12 protein-coding genes are annotated in these 18,324 nt (G+C 56.2%); 9 read left to right on the forward strand and 3 right to left on the reverse strand.

Annotation, left to right across the window (positions count from 1 at the left end; genetic code table 11):
- Window positions 1–93: 93 nt before the first annotated feature.
- Window positions 94–981: a LysR family transcriptional regulator gene (locus tag CWS43_RS08510; RefSeq protein WP_101076516.1), complete on the forward strand. Its 888-nt coding sequence runs from the start codon at window positions 94–96 to the stop codon at window positions 979–981.
- 17 nt (window positions 982–998) lie between these two features.
- Here the strand turns inward: CWS43_RS08510 and CWS43_RS08515 are convergent, their stop codons facing one another.
- A complete protein-coding gene (locus tag CWS43_RS08515; protein WP_101076517.1) occupies window positions 999–3,314 on the reverse strand; it encodes a molybdopterin-dependent oxidoreductase in 2,316 nt (771 codons plus the stop codon).
- A gap of 247 nt (window positions 3,315–3,561) precedes the next feature.
- Here CWS43_RS08515 and CWS43_RS08520 point away from each other — a divergent pair, with 247 nt between their 5' ends.
- The 5 genes from CWS43_RS08520 to CWS43_RS08540 are packed head-to-tail and all read left to right on the forward strand — an operon-like array spanning window position 3,562 to window position 9,545.
- Complete coding sequence (locus tag CWS43_RS08520; protein ID WP_101076518.1) at window positions 3,562–5,109, forward strand: ABC transporter substrate-binding protein; 1,548 nt, start codon at window positions 3,562–3,564, stop codon at window positions 5,107–5,109.
- Window positions 5,109–6,107: an ABC transporter permease gene (locus CWS43_RS08525; protein ID WP_101076519.1), complete on the forward strand. Its 999-nt coding sequence runs from the start codon at window positions 5,109–5,111 to the stop codon at window positions 6,105–6,107. The genes CWS43_RS08520 and CWS43_RS08525 overlap by 1 nt, the downstream gene beginning before the upstream one ends.
- Window positions 6,104–6,919, forward strand: coding sequence for an ABC transporter permease (locus CWS43_RS08530; protein ID WP_101076520.1), 816 nt, complete (start codon window positions 6,104–6,106; stop codon window positions 6,917–6,919). The genes CWS43_RS08525 and CWS43_RS08530 overlap by 4 nt, the downstream gene beginning before the upstream one ends.
- A complete protein-coding gene (locus CWS43_RS08535; protein WP_101076521.1) occupies window positions 6,919–8,544 on the forward strand; it encodes an ABC transporter ATP-binding protein in 1,626 nt (541 codons plus the stop codon). The genes CWS43_RS08530 and CWS43_RS08535 overlap by 1 nt, the downstream gene beginning before the upstream one ends.
- Window positions 8,541–9,545: a dipeptidase gene (locus tag CWS43_RS08540; RefSeq protein ID WP_101076522.1), complete on the forward strand. Its 1,005-nt coding sequence runs from the start codon at window positions 8,541–8,543 to the stop codon at window positions 9,543–9,545. The genes CWS43_RS08535 and CWS43_RS08540 overlap by 4 nt, the downstream gene beginning before the upstream one ends.
- A 631-nt stretch (window positions 9,546–10,176) precedes the next feature.
- Here the strand turns inward: CWS43_RS08540 and CWS43_RS08545 are convergent.
- The gene (locus tag CWS43_RS08545) at window positions 10,177–12,954 is read right to left on the reverse strand and encodes a flavocytochrome c (protein WP_101076523.1); all 2,778 of its coding nucleotides are present in this window, start codon (window positions 12,952–12,954) and stop codon (window positions 10,177–10,179) included.
- 590 nt (window positions 12,955–13,544) lie between these two features.
- Between CWS43_RS08545 and CWS43_RS08550 the strand changes: the two genes are divergently transcribed.
- Window positions 13,545–15,056: an anion permease gene (locus CWS43_RS08550; RefSeq protein ID WP_101076524.1), complete on the forward strand. Its 1,512-nt coding sequence runs from the start codon at window positions 13,545–13,547 to the stop codon at window positions 15,054–15,056.
- Window positions 15,057–15,137: 81 nt separating this feature from the next.
- On the opposite strand, the gene CWS43_RS08555 is transcribed toward CWS43_RS08550, so the two are convergent.
- A complete protein-coding gene (locus tag CWS43_RS08555; RefSeq protein WP_101076525.1) occupies window positions 15,138–15,803 on the reverse strand; it encodes a GntR family transcriptional regulator in 666 nt (221 codons plus the stop codon).
- A 185-nt stretch (window positions 15,804–15,988) separates the two neighbouring features.
- Between CWS43_RS08555 and CWS43_RS08560 the strand changes: the two genes are divergently transcribed.
- Window positions 15,989–17,482 (forward strand): ABC transporter substrate-binding protein, encoded by a 1,494-nt coding sequence (locus CWS43_RS08560; RefSeq protein ID WP_101076526.1) that lies wholly within the window; start codon window positions 15,989–15,991, stop codon window positions 17,480–17,482.
- Complete coding sequence (locus CWS43_RS08565) at window positions 17,479–18,324, forward strand: ABC transporter permease (protein WP_101076527.1); 846 nt, start codon at window positions 17,479–17,481, stop codon at window positions 18,322–18,324. The genes CWS43_RS08560 and CWS43_RS08565 overlap by 4 nt, the downstream gene beginning before the upstream one ends.

The raw sequence follows: 18,324 nt of genomic DNA on the forward strand, positions 1-18,324 counted from the left end.
TCATTTCGTTGCAGAAAGATAAAGAATAATTCAATACTCAGTGTTGATAAATCGCCGTCATCGATACAGACAAACAACAAAAAGGAGCGAATCTTGGACCGGTTAACCAGCATGAATGTGTTCGTCAGGACGTCCGAACTGGGCTCTTTTGCCGCCGCCGCAGAGGCATTGCGGATTTCACCGCAGATGGTGGCGAAGCACATTGCCCGGCTCGAATCGCGGCTGGGCACGGTGCTGATCAACCGCACCACGCGCCGCCAGCACCTGACCGATATTGGCCGCAGCTACTATGAACGCTGCAAACTGGTGCTGGCCGAGGCAGAAGCCGCCGATGCGATTGCGCTGGAAATGAAAGCCACGCCCTCCGGCGTTATCCGCGTGAATGCGCCGGTGACTTTCGGCTCTTCGACCCTTGCGCCCTTTATTACGCAATACCTGGATAAATTCCCGGAAACGCAGGTGGAGCTGACGCTGACCGACCGGATGGTCGATCCGGTCGAGGAGGGTTATGAGGTGATTTTGCGCATTGGCGAACTTACCGACGGCCCGATGATTGCCAGCCCGCTCCGGCCTTACCGGCTGATTGCCTGCGCTTCGCCGGGCTATCTGGCGCAGAACGGTGTGCCGGATACGCCTGCCAGCCTGGCGCAGCATTCGTGTCTGGTTTACGGGATCTGGTCACCGCAGGATCCGTGCCGCTGGATATTCAGCAAGGACGGGAAAACGCATGAAGTCCACCCCGCCGGGCGTTTGCGTGCCAATGACTGGCGTGCCTTGTTGCATGCTGCGGTCAAAGGTTACGGCGTGACGCTGGGGCCGGAAGATGTGCTCAATGAGGAAATTACGCAAGGACGGCTGGTGCAGATTTTGCCGGATTACACCGGCCCTTCCCGGCCGATGCATGTTCTGACACCGGCCGGGCTGAGGCAAACTGTGAAAATCCGCTGCTTTATTAATGCGATTAAAGAGGCGTTTGGCTGAATCGCACCGTCATAGATTTACGAATCTGCCCCGACAAAAGCCGGAGGCTGAAACGCCGTCACATCCGGCAGTGGCGCATCCCAGCGTTCAATCTCAATCCAGCAACTTTGCGCGGTACACCCCTGACCAAGCCGCGAACTCCCGCGATCTTCCGTCAGTACGTTCGGATTGCCGTGCTTATCGATTGAATCCGGCTGCGTCGGATCCTGCGGGTCATACCAGGCCCCGGTAGACATCTGCACCACGCCGGGACGCAAATCTTCCGAGATATGCACGCCCGCTAAAATCGCCCCGCGATCGTTAAAGACGCGCACGATGCTGCCTTCGGTGATGCCGCGCGCCGCTGCATCCTGCGGGTGAAGCCACAACGGTTCGCGATCCTGCACTTTGGTGCTGCGGCTGACAGCACCGTGATCGTACTGGCTGTGCAGACGCGTACGTGGCTGGCTGGAAAGCAGATGCAGCGGCCATCGGGCGCTGAATGCCTGCTGTTCCTGCGCATCCTGTTCATACCAGAACGGGAAACCGGGACATTCTTCGTAATCAAAACCGGCGACAGTCTGCGAAAACAGTTCGATTTTTCCCGATGGCGTGGCGAGCGGCGAGCCTTGCGGGTCATCGCGAAACGCCTTCAGGAAGATCTGCGGCGCGTCCGGGCGCGCGTATTCCATTTTTCCCTGTTGCCAGAAATCTTCAAAATCCGGCAGTTCGATACCGTCGGCTTCCGCGCGCGGACGCGAGATTTCATAGATATGGCGCAGCCATTGCGCCGGGTCGCGCCCTTCGCTGAATTCCTCGCCAAAGCCCATTTTGCCCGCCAGTTCAGCGAAAATGCCGTAGTCACTTTTCGCTTGCGCGAACGGCGGAATATGCTGGCGCATGGCAATCATAAAGCCGTCATTGCTGGCACTGCCGATATCTTCACGCTCCAGCGACGTCGTCACCGGCAACACGATATCGGCGAATTTCGCCTGCGCCGTCCAGTACTGTTCGTGAACCACAACGGTGTCCGGTTTACGCCAGGCATTGATGAGCCGGTTGATGTCCTGATGATGGTGAAACGCGTTGCCGCCCGCCCAGTACACCACACGGATATCCGGATACCGGCAATTTTTGCCATCAAACTGATATTCCGCGCCCGGATTGAGCAGCATGTCGGACAGTCGCGCGACGGGAATATGTTCGTGCACCAAATTTTTGCCCATCGGCAAACGCGGGCCGGAGAAAGTGCGACGGTCGGAACCGGCGAGATTAGTCGAGGCATAGGCAAAACCCAGCCCACCGCCCGGCGTACCGATTTGCCCGAGCAATGACGCCAGCGCCACTGTTGCCCAGAAAGTCTGTTCGCCCTGCCTTGCCCGCTGCAATGACCATGCGATGTTGATCATCGTGCGTTTTTCCGACATCTCACGCGCCAGCGCCCGGATGCTTTCCGCGCTCATACCGGTCAGGGGCTCTGCCCACTCCGGCGTTTTGGCTTTGCCATCTTTCGTGCCGGTCAGATAATCGCGCCAGGTGTCGAAGCCGACCGTATGGCTGGCAACGAAATCCGCGTTGTAGCGGGATTCGTCGATCAACACATAGCTCAGCGCCAGCAGCAGCGCGGTATCGCTGCCCGGTTTGAGGGACATCCACTGCGCGGATTTCACCGAAGACAGATCGTTTTTCACCGGGCTGACGTTGATAAAGCGTGTGCCAGTTTGCTCCATCGTCTGAAGCCAGTATTTCAGGGAGTGATCGTTCGCGCCGCCGCCGTTAACCTGCGCATTGCGCCACGGCAGGCCGCCAAAGGCGACAAACAGCTCGCAGTTTCCGGCCAGAACTGACCAGTGCGTGTGTTGTTTTTGCAGAACATCCAGGTCGCCGATGATGTGCGGTAACAGGCGCTCGGCGGCGGCCAGGCTGTACGTGTTGGTGCTGCCGGTGTAGCCGCCAAACTGGTTGAAGAACCGGTGCATCTGGCTTTGCGCGTGGTGGAAACGCCCGGCGCTGGACCAGCCGTAGGAACCGGCATAAAACGCGGAATTGCCGTGTTCGGTTTTCACCCGCTGAAGTTCACCTGCGATGAGCGATAGCGCGGTGTCCCAGCTGACTTCTACAAACGGCTCTTTCCCGCGCCCTTCGCGTGAGGCCGCGCCGTGTTGTAAATAGCCGAGGCGCACCGCGGGGCGGCGGATACGGCTTTCACCGTCGACGCCACCGACCAGCGACTGGCCGATTTCAGACGGGTTGCGATCCCATTCCACCGGTTTAACAGATTTCAAAACACCGTCATCCGTGGTGACGCGGTACGTCCCCCAGTGCATAACGGCCAGATCGTGATTGTTTTTCATTATTAGCAGGCTTTTATTATTGGCAAAGATTGGCAGGCAAAAACGCACATTAACATGGCCGCAACCGTGCCGCTATGCCATCGGTGTTATTCCCACTTTTATCATGTACTTATCTTTTTTTCACATTAGACAAAATGTTACCCATTTTTTAGGATTACGCCCCTTTGGGGCATTTTTCGACCGCTTCGGGTGGTCAATAGCAGCAGGGTATTTACACCGTTTCAGCACATAAAATTAGGATAATAAAATGTCAACTTCCTGGAATCGTCGCGATTTTCTCAAATTTTCTCTGGCCGCCGGAGCCGCCTCAGGCATGAGCCTGACGCTGCCCGCTCAGGCTGCCGACAACACGCCGAAAAAAGGCGGACACCTCAAACTCGGGATTGACGGCGCGGCCACCACCGACCTGCTGGATCCGGCCACCTGGATAAGTTCCTACATGATGGTCGTTGGCTGCGCGTGGGGCGACACGTTAGTGCGCACCGATCCGGCCAGCGGCAAAGCCATTCCCGGCCTGGCGGAAAGCTGGGAAGGCAGCGAAAAATCAACGCGCTGGGTGTTTACGCTGCGCAAAGGCGTGCTGTTCCACAACGGACAACCGCTGACCGCCGACGATGTGGTGAAAACCATTCTCCGCCATCGTGATCCGAAATCCCGTTCCGGCGTGGTGGCGTACCTGTCGTCCATTCAGTCGGTAACGGCGGAAGGCGATAAAATCACCCTGACGCTCAATGAAAGTAACGTTGATTTTCCGCTGGTGCTTTCGCTGTGGAACCTGCAAATCCAACCGGGTGGCGGCGTAGAAAATCCCAATGCTGGCATCGGCACGGGTCCTTACCGCATTGTGAAATTCGAAGCGGGCGTCTACACCCAACTGGAGAAAAACCCGCACGACTGGGACAGCGAACGCGGCCACGTTGCCAGCGCAGAAGTGATTGCGATTAACGACGCGTCTTCCCGTGTGGCAGCGCTCTCCACCGGCAAAGTACATTTCATCAGCGGCCTGAGCCCGAAGATTGTGGCATTGCTCAAAAATGGCCCGGTAACGGTTTACAACACGCCGGGGCGCGGACATTACACGCTGCCGATGATGGTTAATAAGCCACCCTTCGATAATAACGATCTGCGCCTTGCGCTAAAATACGCCATCGATCGCCAGCAGATCCTCGACCGCGTGTTGGGCGGCTATGGCTCGCTGGGCAATGATTTTCCGGTAAACAAGGCCTACCCGCTGTTCCCGGCCGATATCCCGCAGCGTCAGTATGATGCAGAGAAAGCGGCGTTCCACTTTAAGAAATCCGGTTACACAGGGCCGGTTGTGCTCGACGTGGCGGAAGGCGCATTTCCCGGCGCGGTTGATGCTGCCACGCTTTTCCAGCTCAGCGCGCAAAAAGCCGGTATCAAAATCGATATCCGCCGCCAGCCTGACGACGGCTACTGGAATAATGTCTGGCGTAACAAGCCGTTCTGCGTATCGTCATGGGGAACGCGTTTAACGCAGGATCTGATTTACTCCCTCGAGCTGGGCCCGACCTCCGCCAGTAACGAAACGAACTTCGCTAACCCGCAGTTTGCCAGCCTGCTGAAGCTGGCGCGAGCAGAAGAAGATGAAGCCAAACGTCGCGCGCTTTACCACGATATCGCGCTGATTGTGCGCGACGAAGGTGGCACGCTGCTGCCGGTATTCAATAACTATCTGAACGCCAGCAGCAACAAACTTCAGGGCTATACCGAGGATGTCGGCAACGACTTATCAAACGGTCAGGTAATTTCACGCGTCTGGCTGAACAGTTGATGAAAAGAACTCTGGCTAACGGGGTGAGTTTTGCCACACCCCGTCATCCGCTGGCACGCGCATTAGGACACCGCCTGTTGCTGGCGGTGATTTTGCTGTGGGGCGTTTCGCTGCTGATTTTTATCGCGGTGAACACCCTGCCCGGCGATTTTGCGGCTACCTCGCTGGGCAGAACCGCCACGCCGGAAGCGATGGCCAGCATCCGGCAAAGTCTGGGGCTGGATAAACCGCTGGTGACGCGCTACTGGCACTGGGTGGCGCAGATTTTCCACGGTGACTTCGGGCTGTCGTGGGCCAGCCAGCAGCCGGTCAGCGCCCAGCTCGGGCACCGGTTGCTGAACTCATTATGGCTGGCGGGTGCTTCGGCGCTGCTGGCGGTGCCCGTCGCGCTGCTCGGCGGGTTATTTGCCGTGCGCTATCTGCACCGCCTGCCGGATCGACTCATTACACTGATATCGCTGCTCATTCTTTCCCTGCCGGAATTTTTCATCGGTTATCTGCTTATTCAGATTCTGGTGTTGCACGTCGGCGTGTCCACCTTCCCTTCAACAATCTACGACGGCATGACCCTGCCTGACCGGCTTTCCGCGATGCTTTTACCCGTGCTGACGCTGGCGATTGCCGTTCTGGCGAACATGTTACGTTCCGCGCGCAGTGCGCTGATGTCCGTCACCAACACGCCGTGGATGGAAACCGCCCGCCTGAAAGGCCTGCCGCCGTTGCGTATTTTGTGGAAGCATGCCGCCCCCAATGCCATTTCGCCCGTGCTGACCGTGATTGCCATGAATCTTGCCGGGCTGATCGTGGGCGCCATGATCATTGAGGTAATTTTTGTTTATCCCGGCGTAGGTCAGTACATGGTGGATGCCGTCACGGTGCGCGATATTCCTGTGGTCGAAGCCTGCGGTCTGGTCTTTGCGGCGGTCTATATCCTGCTTAATTTGCTGGTCGATATGCTCGCGATGGCGGCGAATCCCCGCCTGAGATTTCCAAAATGAAAACGTTGTTCTCTTCTGTCAGCGCTATCACCGGCGGCGTTTTGCTGGTGGTATTTATCCTTGCCGCCCTGGCGGCTCCGTGGCTGGCGCCTTTTGAGGCCGGTCAGATCGCCGGTGACATCTGGCAACCCATGAGCGCCACGCACTGGCTGGGTACCGATAATCTCGGGCGGGATTTGTTTTCCCGCCTGCTTTACGGCGCGCGCCTCACGTTGTTTTTTGCCTTTGTGATTTCGGCGCTGGCGACGTTGCTCGGCACGCTGCTGAGCTTTCTGGCTGTCAGCGTCGGTGGCGGATTTGAAATGCTGTTGTCGCGGCTGAACGATCTCTTTATGTCGCTGCCGTCACTGATCATTGCGCTGGTAGCGCTGGCTGTTTTACCGCAAACCAACCTCACGCTGGTGGCCGTTCTGGTCGCCATCGGCGCTACCCGGGTTTACCGGTTGGGTTACAGCCTTGCGTCGCATATTTCCGCCACGGATTATATGGAAGCGGCAATACTGGCAGGCGAAACCCACTGGTATCGCATCACGCGGGAAATGCTGCCGAACGCCCGTTTCCCGCTGCTGGCCGAATGGGGAATGCAGTTCAGCGCCAGCATTCTGTTCATCTCCACGCTGTCTTTTATCGGGCTGGGCATTCAGCCACCGGCCGCCGACTGGGGGGCTATCGTCCGTGAAAATAAAGATGGCATTTTGTTTGGCGTCAGCGCGGCCTTCTATCCGGCAGTGGCGATTTCCCTGCTGGTGATCGCTATCAACCTGCTGGTCGATGCGCTGAGCAGAAAACTGCAACAACAGGAGATTCTGTAATGTCTGACGCCATTTTGCAGGTGCATGAACTCAGCGTGGGCTTCGGGGAAACGGTGCTGGTGGACAAAGTTTCTTTCACATTGCGCCGGGGCGAAGTGCTCGGGCTGATCGGAGAATCGGGTGCCGGAAAATCCACGCTCGGTCTGGCAGTCATGGGGCATTATCGTGGCGCGTTACGCCCGCTCAGCGGCGCGATTACGTTTCTCGGCAACGTCTACCGGCCGCAGGATGCGACGCATTTAGCCTTACATCAGGGCAAACGGATTTGCTATGTGGCACAGTCGGCCAGTGCCGGGTTTAATCCGGCGTTAACCCTCGGTGCGCAGGTGACTGAAGCCGCCTGTTTTCATGGTGTCATCAGCAAAACTGCAGCACAGGAACGGATGTTGCAGCTGTTTGGTCTGCTTGGATTACCCGACCCTGCTCAGTTCGCCCGTCGTTATCCCCATCAGGTTTCCGGCGGGCAGTTGCAGCGCGCAATGACCGCCATGGCGCTGTGTTCATCGCCGGACGTGATTGTGTTTGACGAACCGACCACCGCGCTGGATGTCACGACCCAGCTCGACGTGCTGGCCGCCATCCGCCGCGCCGTAAAACAGACTCACACCGCAGCGTTATATATCTCGCATGATATTGCCGTGGTATCTCAGATTGCCGACAGCCTGCTGGTGCTTCGCCACGGCAAGCCGGTTGAAAGTGGCCGCACGGCGGAGATTTTGCGTGCGCCTGCACAGGCTTACACGCAGGCGTTGCTCAGTACCCGACACCCCGCACCGCTGGCTACGCCTGCGCAAACGGCACCCGTGCTGGAACTGCGCAATCTCACCGTGGGATATGGCAGCGGCGAGCCGGTCATTTCCCGGTTTTCACTTTCCCTGCCGCGGGGGCAAACTTTCGCATTAGTCGGCGAATCGGGTTCGGGGAAATCTACCCTTGCCCGCACGCTGGCCGGTTTGCAAAAACCCACATCCGGCGAGCTGTCGCTTGAAGGTGAAGCGCTGTCATTTGACTGTCAGCGCCGGACACCCGCGCAGCGTCAGCGGATCCAGTACATCTATCAGAACCCGGACACCGCGCTGAATCCGCGCCATCGCGTACGCGAACTGGTGGGACGTAACGTGGCCCGGCGCACCGGTTTACGCGGCGCGGCGCTCAGCGAGCAAATCAGCCAGTTACTCGGGCAGGTCGAACTCTCACGCGATCTGATTGATCGTTTTCCGTCTCAGCTTTCCGGCGGCCAGAAACAGCGTGTGGCGATTGCCCGGGCGCTGGCGGCTGAACCGGACATTCTCATTTGTGACGAACCGACCTCAGCGCTGGATCCTCTGGTCGCGCAAGGCGTACTTGCGCTGTTCCGGCAGCTTCAGCACTCCACCGGTCTGACGCTGCTTTTCATCACCCATGACATCGCAACCGTGCGCAGCATCGCGCATTCCGTCGCCGTCATGCACCGGGGGAAACTGGTGCGTCACGGCCTGAGGGAAACGGTGCTGGCACCGCCTTTCGACGATTACACCGCGCGCCTGTTACAGGCAGAACCGACTCTCGAACCTGGCTGGCTGGATAACGTCTTAACGCAGCAGTCACCCGCTCAGACTTTTTTATTACAGGAAATTCCGACATGACGCAGACAGACATCGCACAACGCGCCCGTTCACTTTTTTCCGGTTCGCTGGTGTGGGACGGACACTCCGGTTTTATGCCCGATCCGGCGGCGGATCTGAATAATTTGCAGCTCTGGCGCGATGCCGGAGTACATTATCTGTCGGTGGATGTCGGGTTTGACGTCCTGCCGTGGGAGCAGACAGTGCGGAATCTGGCGGCCTTCCGCCACTGGATCCTCGACCACGCCGATGATTATCTGCTGGTCAGCCAGCCCGAAGATATTCTCACCGCGCGCGCCGCCGGAAAGCTGGCAATAACCTTTGATATCGAAGGCATGAATGCGCTGGATGGGCGTGTGGAAATGGTCGAGTTTTATCATCATCTTGGCGTGCGGCAGATGCTGTTCGCCTATAACCGCAACAATCTGGCCGGCGGCGGCTGTCATGATGAAAACACGGGTTTAACCACGTTTGGCAAGGAAGTCATCGACGAAATGAACCGCGTCGGGATGTTTGTTGACGTATCGCATTGCAGCCTTCAGACCAGTCTCGAGGCGATCGACTATTCCCGCAAACCGGTAATTTTCTCCCATTCGAACCCGAAAGCCGTTCACGCGCACGGACGCAATATCAGCGACGAGCAAATCCGCGCCTGCGCGAAATCCGGCGGTATTATCGGCGTTAACGGTATCGGGAAATTCCTGGGTGCCGGTAAGCCGGATGCCGCCCTGTTTGCCCGCCACGCTGATTATCTGATTAACGTCGCCGGGCCCCGCCATGTTGCCATCGCGCTCGATTATGCCTTCCCGGTCGGTAACGCCAGCACCGATGAAATTCTCGCCGCGCACCCTGAATACTGGCCTGCGGAAGAGTATTCAGGCGTCAGTGATTACGTCGCGCCGTCTGCGCTTGAAGAGGTCGTCGGGTATTTACTGCAATCCGGCCACAGCGACAAAGTGATCAAAGACGTGCTGGGCGGGAATTTTTACCGGCTGGCGGAGGAGATATGGCGCGGGGAGTAGATCAGGTCAGGATTGTGGGTTTCACCCAAACTGGCTTCAGGTCAAAATCAAAACCTTGGGTTGCCACCCAAACTGGCCTTAAGAGGCGCCTATCGCCGCGCCTCTTAAGAATCTCCGGCTCTTTCACTGCGCGCTATCGCTCGCTGGCTATGTTTCAGCTACTACGGCTAGTGCCGCAAAATCCCGCCGCTACGCGGTTCCTTCCAGTCGGATTACAAACCGCGCGAAAAAATACGCGGTTTTCCACCTCTCCTTCCAGCGTGATTTTTGAAAGCGGCCAATGGCTTATCTAAATTCAAATGCAGACTGGTTTTAATCTTCTAAAAAGGTGAACTGGCGCGCTCAGAAAGCTTGCTGAATGAGCGTTTCGAGACCTATGGCTCGAAGACCGAAATGAAGGCACCGCGTAGCGGCAAGATTTCGCGCCACGCGCCGGAGTAACAGAACATGTCCATCGACCCAGCGATAGCGCGTGTTGAAAAAGACGTGGAGATTCCAAAGAGGCCCCGTCCTGGGCCTCTTTGGTCGGTTTCGGCGTCAGCCGCTGAGCGATCACTGCAATTGAAAAACCGAAACTTTCTCGATCCAGCTGTCAGCAGCTATACCCGCTTAAGCGCACAACGCGTATTGTTTATCCTTTCGAAAATGCTGTCGCCTTCCTCCCCGCCAGGGTCCCGAAGATGATGATATCGGCCACGGCGTTGCCGCCAATCCGGTTTGCGCCGTGGATGCCGCCGACCACCTCGCCCGCCGCCCAGGCGCCGGGGATGATTTGCTTCTGCGCATCCAGAACCGCGGTATCCGTGTTAATAGTGACGCCACCCATCGTATGGTGGACACCCGGCGCGACGCGGATCGCAAAGAACGGCCCCTGATTAAGCGGGTGACGCAACGCGGTCGTCCGCCCGAAATCTTCGTCATTTTTCTCCACCACAAACAGGTTGTAGCGCAGCAGGGTTTCCGATAATGCCTGCGGATCCATATTCAGTTTTACTGCCAGCTCTTCCGGTGTCGGGGCGCTGAGCACAAAACCTTTGGCGATATATTCATCAGCCGCTTTGTTGTTGGCGCGCACCTGCTCATCAAAGATGACCCACGCACTTTTCTCCGGCAGCGCGATAATCTCTGCAGAAACTTTGTCGCGTGTTTCCATCTCGTTATAGAAACGCTTGCCCGCCTGACTGACCAGAATCGCCCCGCCGCCGCGGATGGCTTCAGAGATCAGATAGGACGTTGTTTGTTCCACCGTCGGGTGGATCTGAATTTCGCCCATATCAACGGTGTCTGCACCAATCTTTTGCAACATCGCAATCCCGCTGCCGGTCGCGCCTTTGTGGTTGGTCGTAACAAAGCCGTCCAGCTCCGGACGGTAGCTCACCACCATTTCACGGTTCGCACTGAAACCACCTGTAGCGACGATGACGCTTTTCGCATTCAGGATGCGGGTATCGTTGTATTCGTCCACCACTTTAACGCCGGTCACCACACCATTTTCAAACAGGATCTCATCGACTGATGTCTCCAGCAGAACTTCAATTTCGCGTTTATTGATGTTTTTCACCAGCCCGCTGATCAGGAACCCGCCTACCGCAGAACGGTCTGCCGGACGGTGTGTACGGTCGATGCTCATCCCGCCGGTAATGGTGATGTCGTTCAGTTCGATCTCTTTCGCCGCCAGCCATTCGATGGCTTCCGGTGCCAGCTCGACGAATTCGCGCAGCAGTACCGGATTGTTTTTAAATTTGCCGCCTTTAAGCGTTTCGTCATAGAACAGGTCTTTGCTGTCTTCGATACCTTTGAGTTTCTGGAAGCGGGTTTCTGCCGCGTTCATCCCGACCGAGGCTTTGATCGTGTTACCGCCAATGGTCGGCATCTTCTCAATGATCACCACATGCGCGCCGTCATCGTGCGCCTGAATCGCTGCCGCCAGCCCTGCGCCGCCGCTGCCGATGACCACAACGTCAAAGTTTTGCGGTGCCTGCGGATTACCCCCTTCTTCAATCACATGTTCTTTACTGGACGTCGCCATTGCGCGCGAGACAGCTTTTTTCAACGCCTCACTTTGGGTGGTCGCACCGGTAATGGCATCAACGTGCGGGCTGTTGGCCACCAGCATGCGGGTACGCAAACTTTCAAAAGTGGTGGTGAAGTCCACATCCAGCGAATCGTCTTTCACCAGCGCAATGTCGGTGATACGGTCGGTGTCCAGCGTGACGCGGATTTTCAGCTTCAGCGCTTCGGCTTCGACTTTCTCCTGATAAACCCCGGCTTTGTATTTACGCCCCGTCACGCTGGTGTCGCGGATCATGGCGTCAACCAGTGAGAAGCGCCACAGCGGCTCAGGAATATTCAGCTCTTCACGCTTATGGCTGTCGATGTACAGTTCAAGGTGATCGTTGTTGATAATGCGGTCGGCCCAGTCCGGATAGGCAATACAGGCTTTGCCCACGGCTATCAGGTCAAAGCCGTGTTCCAGCCCACGTTCCGCATCCGCTTTGTTCACCACGCCACCCACGCCGATGACCGGGATTTTCGCCAGCGTGTCAGAACGCATCGCACGGAATTTGGTGATAAGCGGGGTCGGATCCTGAGTATCGACAATGGACGGGCGCAGCAACTGGCCGACGGAGAAATGCACATAGTCCAGCCCGCGCGCCGCCAGCTTTTCCAGCAGATACATCGTGTCGTCAAAGCGGATGCCGGGCACTTCCAGCTCTTCCGGCGAGAAACGGTAACCGATAATAAAGGAAGCATCGGCAAAGCGTTTCGCCATTTTGTGGGTGATTTCCAGCACTTCCAGCGGGAACAGTGCGCGCTTATCGCGGTCACCGCCCCATTTGTCGGTACGCTGGTTGGAGTTCGGGGAATAGAACTGCTGAATCAGATACGTGTTGGCACCGTGGATTTCCACACCGTCGAATCCGGCTTTGATCGCACGGTTCACGGCATCACCAAATTTGGTGATCATGGTTTCCACTTCTTCACCGGTCAGCTCTTTCGGGGTGGTCGCCCCCTCGCGCGGCGCAGCGATGGCGCTTGGCGCAACGGGCGTACGGCCGCCAATCAGTTCCGGTTCAACCATCCTGCCACCGTGATAAATCTGCAGGATCGCTTTTGAGCCTTTGGATTTTATCGCATCAGCAATTTTCTTCAGACCGGAAATTTTGTTGTCGCTGTCGATGGCGATGGCGCCAGGGAACGCCGGTCCCATACGGTCAATAAAGCAACATTCCACAATAATGGTGCCGATACTGCCCGCCCGGTCGCGATAATACTCCACCAGTTCACTGGTCACCGTGCCGTCGTAAAAACCGGTGCAGGTGGTCATAGGGGCCATCAGCAGGCGGTTTTTCAACACCGCGCCATTGGGCAGCGTGAGCGGGTTAAGTACCGGGGTCAGCTTATTCATTATGATCAACTCCAAAATTTAAAAAGTCTTTAATTTTCCATGGCCGCATTACTTAACGTTGAATTAAGCAATCCGATGCAGGTGATGAATATAAAAATTTATTTGCTTATATAGGTGATAAATGCCGTTATAACTTTTGAGGGAACAGGAGTTGTCTATTTAACCGATATTAACGCAAATACCTCCTTCAATTGTTAATGATGGGTTGACAAAAATCAACTTTTGTTTAACATAAAAAATCCTTCCTGTAAAATCAGCGAGTTGAACCCTGAGTTTTGCTTTTACGAAAATTTACTCTACATTCTCATAAGAGGAATTTTTTAAAAGAAAAATAACCACACCTTTTATGCAGTTATTCCGCTAAATAAAAATTAATTCATGGGGCAATCTCAGCTGAAGTTAATCGTAATGTCTTAATCACGTCATACCAGATTCATACGGATTAAGTATTAGGTTACAAATTTCGGGTAAAGAGAAATTAATGTATTTCCAATGTCACAGTGAAATAACGCAAGCCCATTCAAAATGAAAAGCAATTGCAGGTAACCGGGGCGTAAAGCTCACACTCAATAACTGGCAGACAAAAAACTATGAAACCCACATCTGATTTGAATGATCCTAACAAGGCCGTTCCTGCCCCGTCGGGGCAAAAAAAACACCTGATCATGCTGTTCCTGCCTGTCGTGGTGGCAGTGCTGTTGTTGCTGACACCCGTACCGGCAGGGCTTGAGCCTTATGCCTGGCACTTCTTTGCCATTTTTGTCGGGGTGATTGTCGGCTTAATCTTCGAACCCCTGCCCGGCGCAGTGATTGGCCTGACCGGCGTCGTCGTGATTGCCCTGTTCAGCCAGTGGCTGTTGTTCAGCCCGGAAGAAATTGCTAACCCGAAGTTTAAAATGCCAACGGAAGCCTTTAAATGGGCAGTGAGCGGCTTTGGTAACTCGACGGTCTGGTTAATCTTCGGTGCCTTTATGTTCGCCGCCGGTTACGACAAAACGCAGTTTGGCCGCCGCCTGGCGCTGATCCTGGTGAAATATCTCGGTCGCCGCAGCCTGACGTTAGGTTACGCGATTACCTTCGCCGACCTGCTGCTGGCGCCGTTCACACCGTCCAACACCGCGCGCAGCGGCGGGACCATTTACCCGATTATTGCCAACTTACCGCCGCTTTACGGCTCCAAACCGAATGACCCGAGTGCACGTAAAATCGGTTCGTATCTGATGTGGGTCGCCATTACTGCGGCCTGTATCACCAGTTCGATGTTTTTATCCGCGCTGGCCCCTAACCTGCTGGCGCTGGCGCTGGTGAAAAGCATCGTCGGGTTCAATATCTCGTGGGGGATGTGGTTCCTGGCGTTCCTGCCGCTGGGCGTGATTCTGATCCTGGTTATGCCGCTGCTGGCGTACTGGTTCTATCCGCCGGAAGTCAAAATTAATGATGAAGTACCAAAGTGGGCGAAGGCTGAGCTGGAAAAACTCGGGAAATTGTCACGCAACGAAATCCTGCTGTTGATCTTCGTGTGTTCTGCGCTGCTGATGTGGATTTTTGCCGCTGCCTGGATTGAACCGGCGCTGGCAGCATTACTGGTGGTGGTGCTGATGCTGTGGACCGGCGTGCTGAACTGGAACGACATTACCAGCAACAAACCGGCCTGGAATACTTTCGCCTGGTTTGCCACGCTGGTCGCGCTGGCGGATGGCCTGGCACGCGTCGGCTTTATCGCCTGGCTGGGTAAAGAAGGCGGCCAGTTGCTCAACGGTTTCGACCCGCAGGTGGCTGCGGTCATGCTGCTGATTGCATTCTTCCTGCTGCACTATCTGTTCGCCAGTACCACGGCGCATACCACCGCACTGTTACCGGCGATGCTGACTATCGCAGCGGCCATTCCGGGCATCAATATGCCGGTTTACTGCCTGATGATGGTGACATCGCTGGGTGTGATGGGAATCATCACCCCGTACGGTACCGGTCCGAGCCCAATCTATTACGGCAGCGGTTATCTGCCGACCAAAGATTACTGGCGTCTGGGCACCATTTTCGGTGCCATTTTCCTCGGCGGCATGATGCTGATTGCTTACCCGTGGATGGTGCTGATGTTCTGATAAACGCTGCGGCGTTCTGAGTAAAAAGGTGCACTTTTGTGCACCTTTTTTGTGGGCGTGATCTGTCAGTACAGCGCTGAATTATTCCTGTGAAAAATAGTGCTCCACCAGAATAGCCGCGCCGTCATCAATCGCTTTATGGATCAATTTAACGCAGCGTTTGCCATCGCCGGCTTCCAGCGCCAGCAACAGCTGGTCGTAGTTGTGCTTTCCTTGTGTCATCGGTGAAGACTGCGGATAAAGATAGTTAAAGCACGGGCCAATTTGTACCCACAGTTGTTCGATGAGGGCGGTCAGCGTCGGCATTCCGGCCATTTCATACAGGGCAAAGCGAAACTCGCGATTATTCTGCAAAGCCTCTTCAACGTTGTTCTCCGCTTTTGCTGCCATAAATTCTGCATTCAGCGTCCTGAGCAGCGCAATGTTATCTGCGGTGATGCGCTCGCAGGCCTGCGACACGGCCAGACCTTCGAGGTTTTTGCGGATCAGCGTGATTTCCTGATAGCGCGACAGCGCAATTTTTGGCACCAGAAACGCCTGCGCGGGCGTGGCATCCAGCGCACCGGCGGAGACCAGCCGCAGTAACGCTTCGCGCACCGGCGTGACGCTGGTGCCCAGCTGGCTGGCAATCTCTTTCGTGACCAGTCGCGCGCCCGGCTTGAGTACACCGACAATCAGCGCTCCTTTCAGTTTGGCTTCAACCTGCATGGTCAGGCTGATTCGCTGCGCTTTTTCCATCTCAAACATGTGACATTTCCTTTAGCAAAAATTTGTCTTTTCTTTTGCGGTTTAAAGTCTGGCTTGCCAAAAATACATTATATAGGATATATCCTGTATTAAGGAATTGGACATTGATTAAACGTTTTCGACGCAGTGACTTCACTTTAATTCCGTCAACGCTTCTGGCGGCTTCACTTTGGGAATGACCGTAAATGAGAACACCTGCATTCAAACTGGCTTCACTGGCCTTGCTGCTTGGCCTCACGACTCCGGCGGTTTTCGCCTCTGAACTGGTGATCGCGCAAACCACCTCTGCCACGGCGATGGATCCGGGGTTCCTGAAAGAATCCGCCACGTTGGTGGACAACCTCTTTGACACGCTGGTGCTGCGCGATGCCAATATGCAGTTGCAGCCAGGGCTGGCGACCAGCTGGAAATCACTCGACGATACCACCTGGGAATTCACATTACGCCAGAGCGTGAAGTTCAGCGACGGTGAACCCGTAAACGCGCAGGCCGTCAAATTCTCCATTGACCGTATTCTTGATCCCGCAAACCATGCGCCAACCATCTCTTATATCCGCACAATCAAATCAGTGGAAGTCACCGGCGATTATCAGGTGAAAATTCACACCAGCGGCCCGGATCCGCTGCTGCCCACGCGGATGAGCCGTTACCCGACGTACATCGTGCCACCGGCGTATGTCACCAAAGTGGGCGCGGCTGAATTTGCGCGTAAACCGGTCGGGTCAGGTGCGTACACCTTGCAGACGTTTATCCCCGACGAAAAAGTGGTGATGCAGGCGAATCCTGATTACTGGCGTGGTAAGCCCGCAATCGATACCGTTACCTGGCGGCCAATTCCTGAAGCCACTGCGCGTATCACCGCCCTGCTGACCGGAGAAGTTCAGCTGGTGGATGGCGTTCCGGCCGATCTGGTTCCTGCGCTGAAAAACAAACCGGGCGTGCATCTTGAACAGGTGAAAAATGGTGGACTGACGATTTACCTCGGGCTGAAGAACGACCAGAAACCGCTGAACGACGTGCGCGTACGTCAGGCGCTGTCTCTGGCGCTGAACCGCACGGCGTATACCCGCGATTTGCTGCACGGTTTCGGCACACCAACCGGCACGATGGCCGGGCCGAAAGATTTTGGCTATGACGCGATCCCGGCACCGGCGCAGGACGTCGCGAAGGCGAAATCCCTGCTGGCCGAAGCCGGTTATCCGCAGGGCTTCACCCTGAAATTCCAGGCACCGCGTCGTTATATTGCCAGCGCCGATGTGGCACAGGCGATCGTGCAGGATCTGGCGGCGATCGGCGTGAAAGCTGAGCTGGAAGTCCCGGAATGGTCGGTCTATACCCAGCAGGTGGCGGCGCAGAAACAGGCTCCGCTGTACATGCTGGCGTGGGGTTCCACGCAGACGCTGGACGCCGATGCCGCGCTGTATCCGATCCTGCATTCCGGCGAACCGTATTCCACGGTGAACTCACCGGAGCTGGACGCCCTGCTTAACAGCAGCCGCACCACGGTTGACCCGGCGAAACGCGAGAAAATTTTACAACAAATCCAGCAGGTTGTGGCCGTACAGCAACCGCTGATCCCGCTTTACAAGGAAGATTCACTGTATGCCAGTGCGGATAATGTGACCTTCAAAGGCCGCGCAGATTCCCGCATTCCGCTGTTCGACCTGAGGCTTAAATGATTTCACTGCGTTCGGCTTTGCAGAGAAAACCCCGTCGTCGCTTTTATGGCGACGGTATTCTCGGCGGCCTTTTGCTGTTGCTGGTCATCATCCCGGCGCTTCTCGCGCCGTGGTTACCGCTGCCGGATCCGCTGAAGAACGATCTGGCGGCGGCGTTTTCTGCGCCCGGTGGCCAGCATCTGCTCGGCACCGATCAGCTGGGCCGTGATTTATTGTCGCGCATTCTGGCGGGCACGCGCCTCTCCCTGATGGTGGTGTTGCTGGCAGCGGTGATTGCGGCGGTGATCGGTTCGGTGCTTGGCATGATTGCCGGATATGTGGGTGGCTGGCTGGACGCGCTGATTATGCGCCTGATGGATATCCAGCTGGCAGTGCCGTTTATCCTGCTGATCTTACTGGTGATGGCGCTGTTCGGCGCGTCCCTTACCAATATCATCCTGATCATGGGCGTTACCAGTTGGGCAATTTATGCCCGCGTGGCGCGCGCCAAAACGCTGGAAATCCGCGAGCTGGAATACATCGAATCCGTCAAGGCCATGGGCTTTTCGACGCCGCGCATTTTGCTGCGCCACGTTTTACCCAACCTGATGACGCCGCTGATTGTCCTGCTGACGCTGGATATTCCGCGTCTTATCGTGCTTGAGGCGTCGATTGGCTTCCTCGGTATGGGCATTCAGCCACCGACGCCGACGCTGGGAAATCTGATCGGCGAAGGCCGTTCTTACATGCTGCTCGCGCAGTGGCTGGTGCTGTATCCGGGGCTGGTCATTGCCGCGCTGGTCATTGGCTGCAACCTGCTTGGCGACAGCCTGCTGCGTAAAACCCACACGAGGCTCGACTGA

Origin of the sequence: Rahnella sp. AA (assembly GCF_002834385.1) — a bacterium.
In the GTDB taxonomy this organism is placed as follows: domain Bacteria; phylum Pseudomonadota; class Gammaproteobacteria; order Enterobacterales; family Enterobacteriaceae; genus Rahnella.

Excerpts from the sequence above, each read along its gene's own strand:
- CWS43_RS08515 (WP_101076517.1), bottom strand. The coding sequence starts at position 3,314 with ATGAAAAACAATCACGATCTGGCCGTTATGCACTGGGGGACGTACCGC.
- CWS43_RS08520 (WP_101076518.1), top strand. The coding sequence starts at position 3,562 with ATGTCAACTTCCTGGAATCGTCGCGATTTTCTCAAATTTTCTCTGGCC.
- CWS43_RS08525 (WP_101076519.1), top strand. The coding sequence starts at position 5,109 with ATGAAAAGAACTCTGGCTAACGGGGTGAGTTTTGCCACACCCCGTCAT.
- CWS43_RS08530 (WP_101076520.1), top strand. The coding sequence starts at position 6,104 with ATGAAAACGTTGTTCTCTTCTGTCAGCGCTATCACCGGCGGCGTTTTG.
- CWS43_RS08535 (WP_101076521.1), top strand. The coding sequence starts at position 6,919 with ATGTCTGACGCCATTTTGCAGGTGCATGAACTCAGCGTGGGCTTCGGG.
- CWS43_RS08540 (WP_101076522.1), top strand. The coding sequence starts at position 8,541 with ATGACGCAGACAGACATCGCACAACGCGCCCGTTCACTTTTTTCCGGT.
- CWS43_RS08545 (WP_101076523.1), bottom strand. The coding sequence starts at position 12,954 with ATGAATAAGCTGACCCCGGTACTTAACCCGCTCACGCTGCCCAATGGC.
- CWS43_RS08550 (WP_101076524.1), top strand. The coding sequence starts at position 13,545 with ATGAAACCCACATCTGATTTGAATGATCCTAACAAGGCCGTTCCTGCC.
- CWS43_RS08555 (WP_101076525.1), bottom strand. The coding sequence starts at position 15,803 with ATGTTTGAGATGGAAAAAGCGCAGCGAATCAGCCTGACCATGCAGGTT.
- CWS43_RS08560 (WP_101076526.1), top strand. The coding sequence starts at position 15,989 with ATGAGAACACCTGCATTCAAACTGGCTTCACTGGCCTTGCTGCTTGGC.
- CWS43_RS08565 (WP_101076527.1), top strand. The coding sequence starts at position 17,479 with ATGATTTCACTGCGTTCGGCTTTGCAGAGAAAACCCCGTCGTCGCTTT.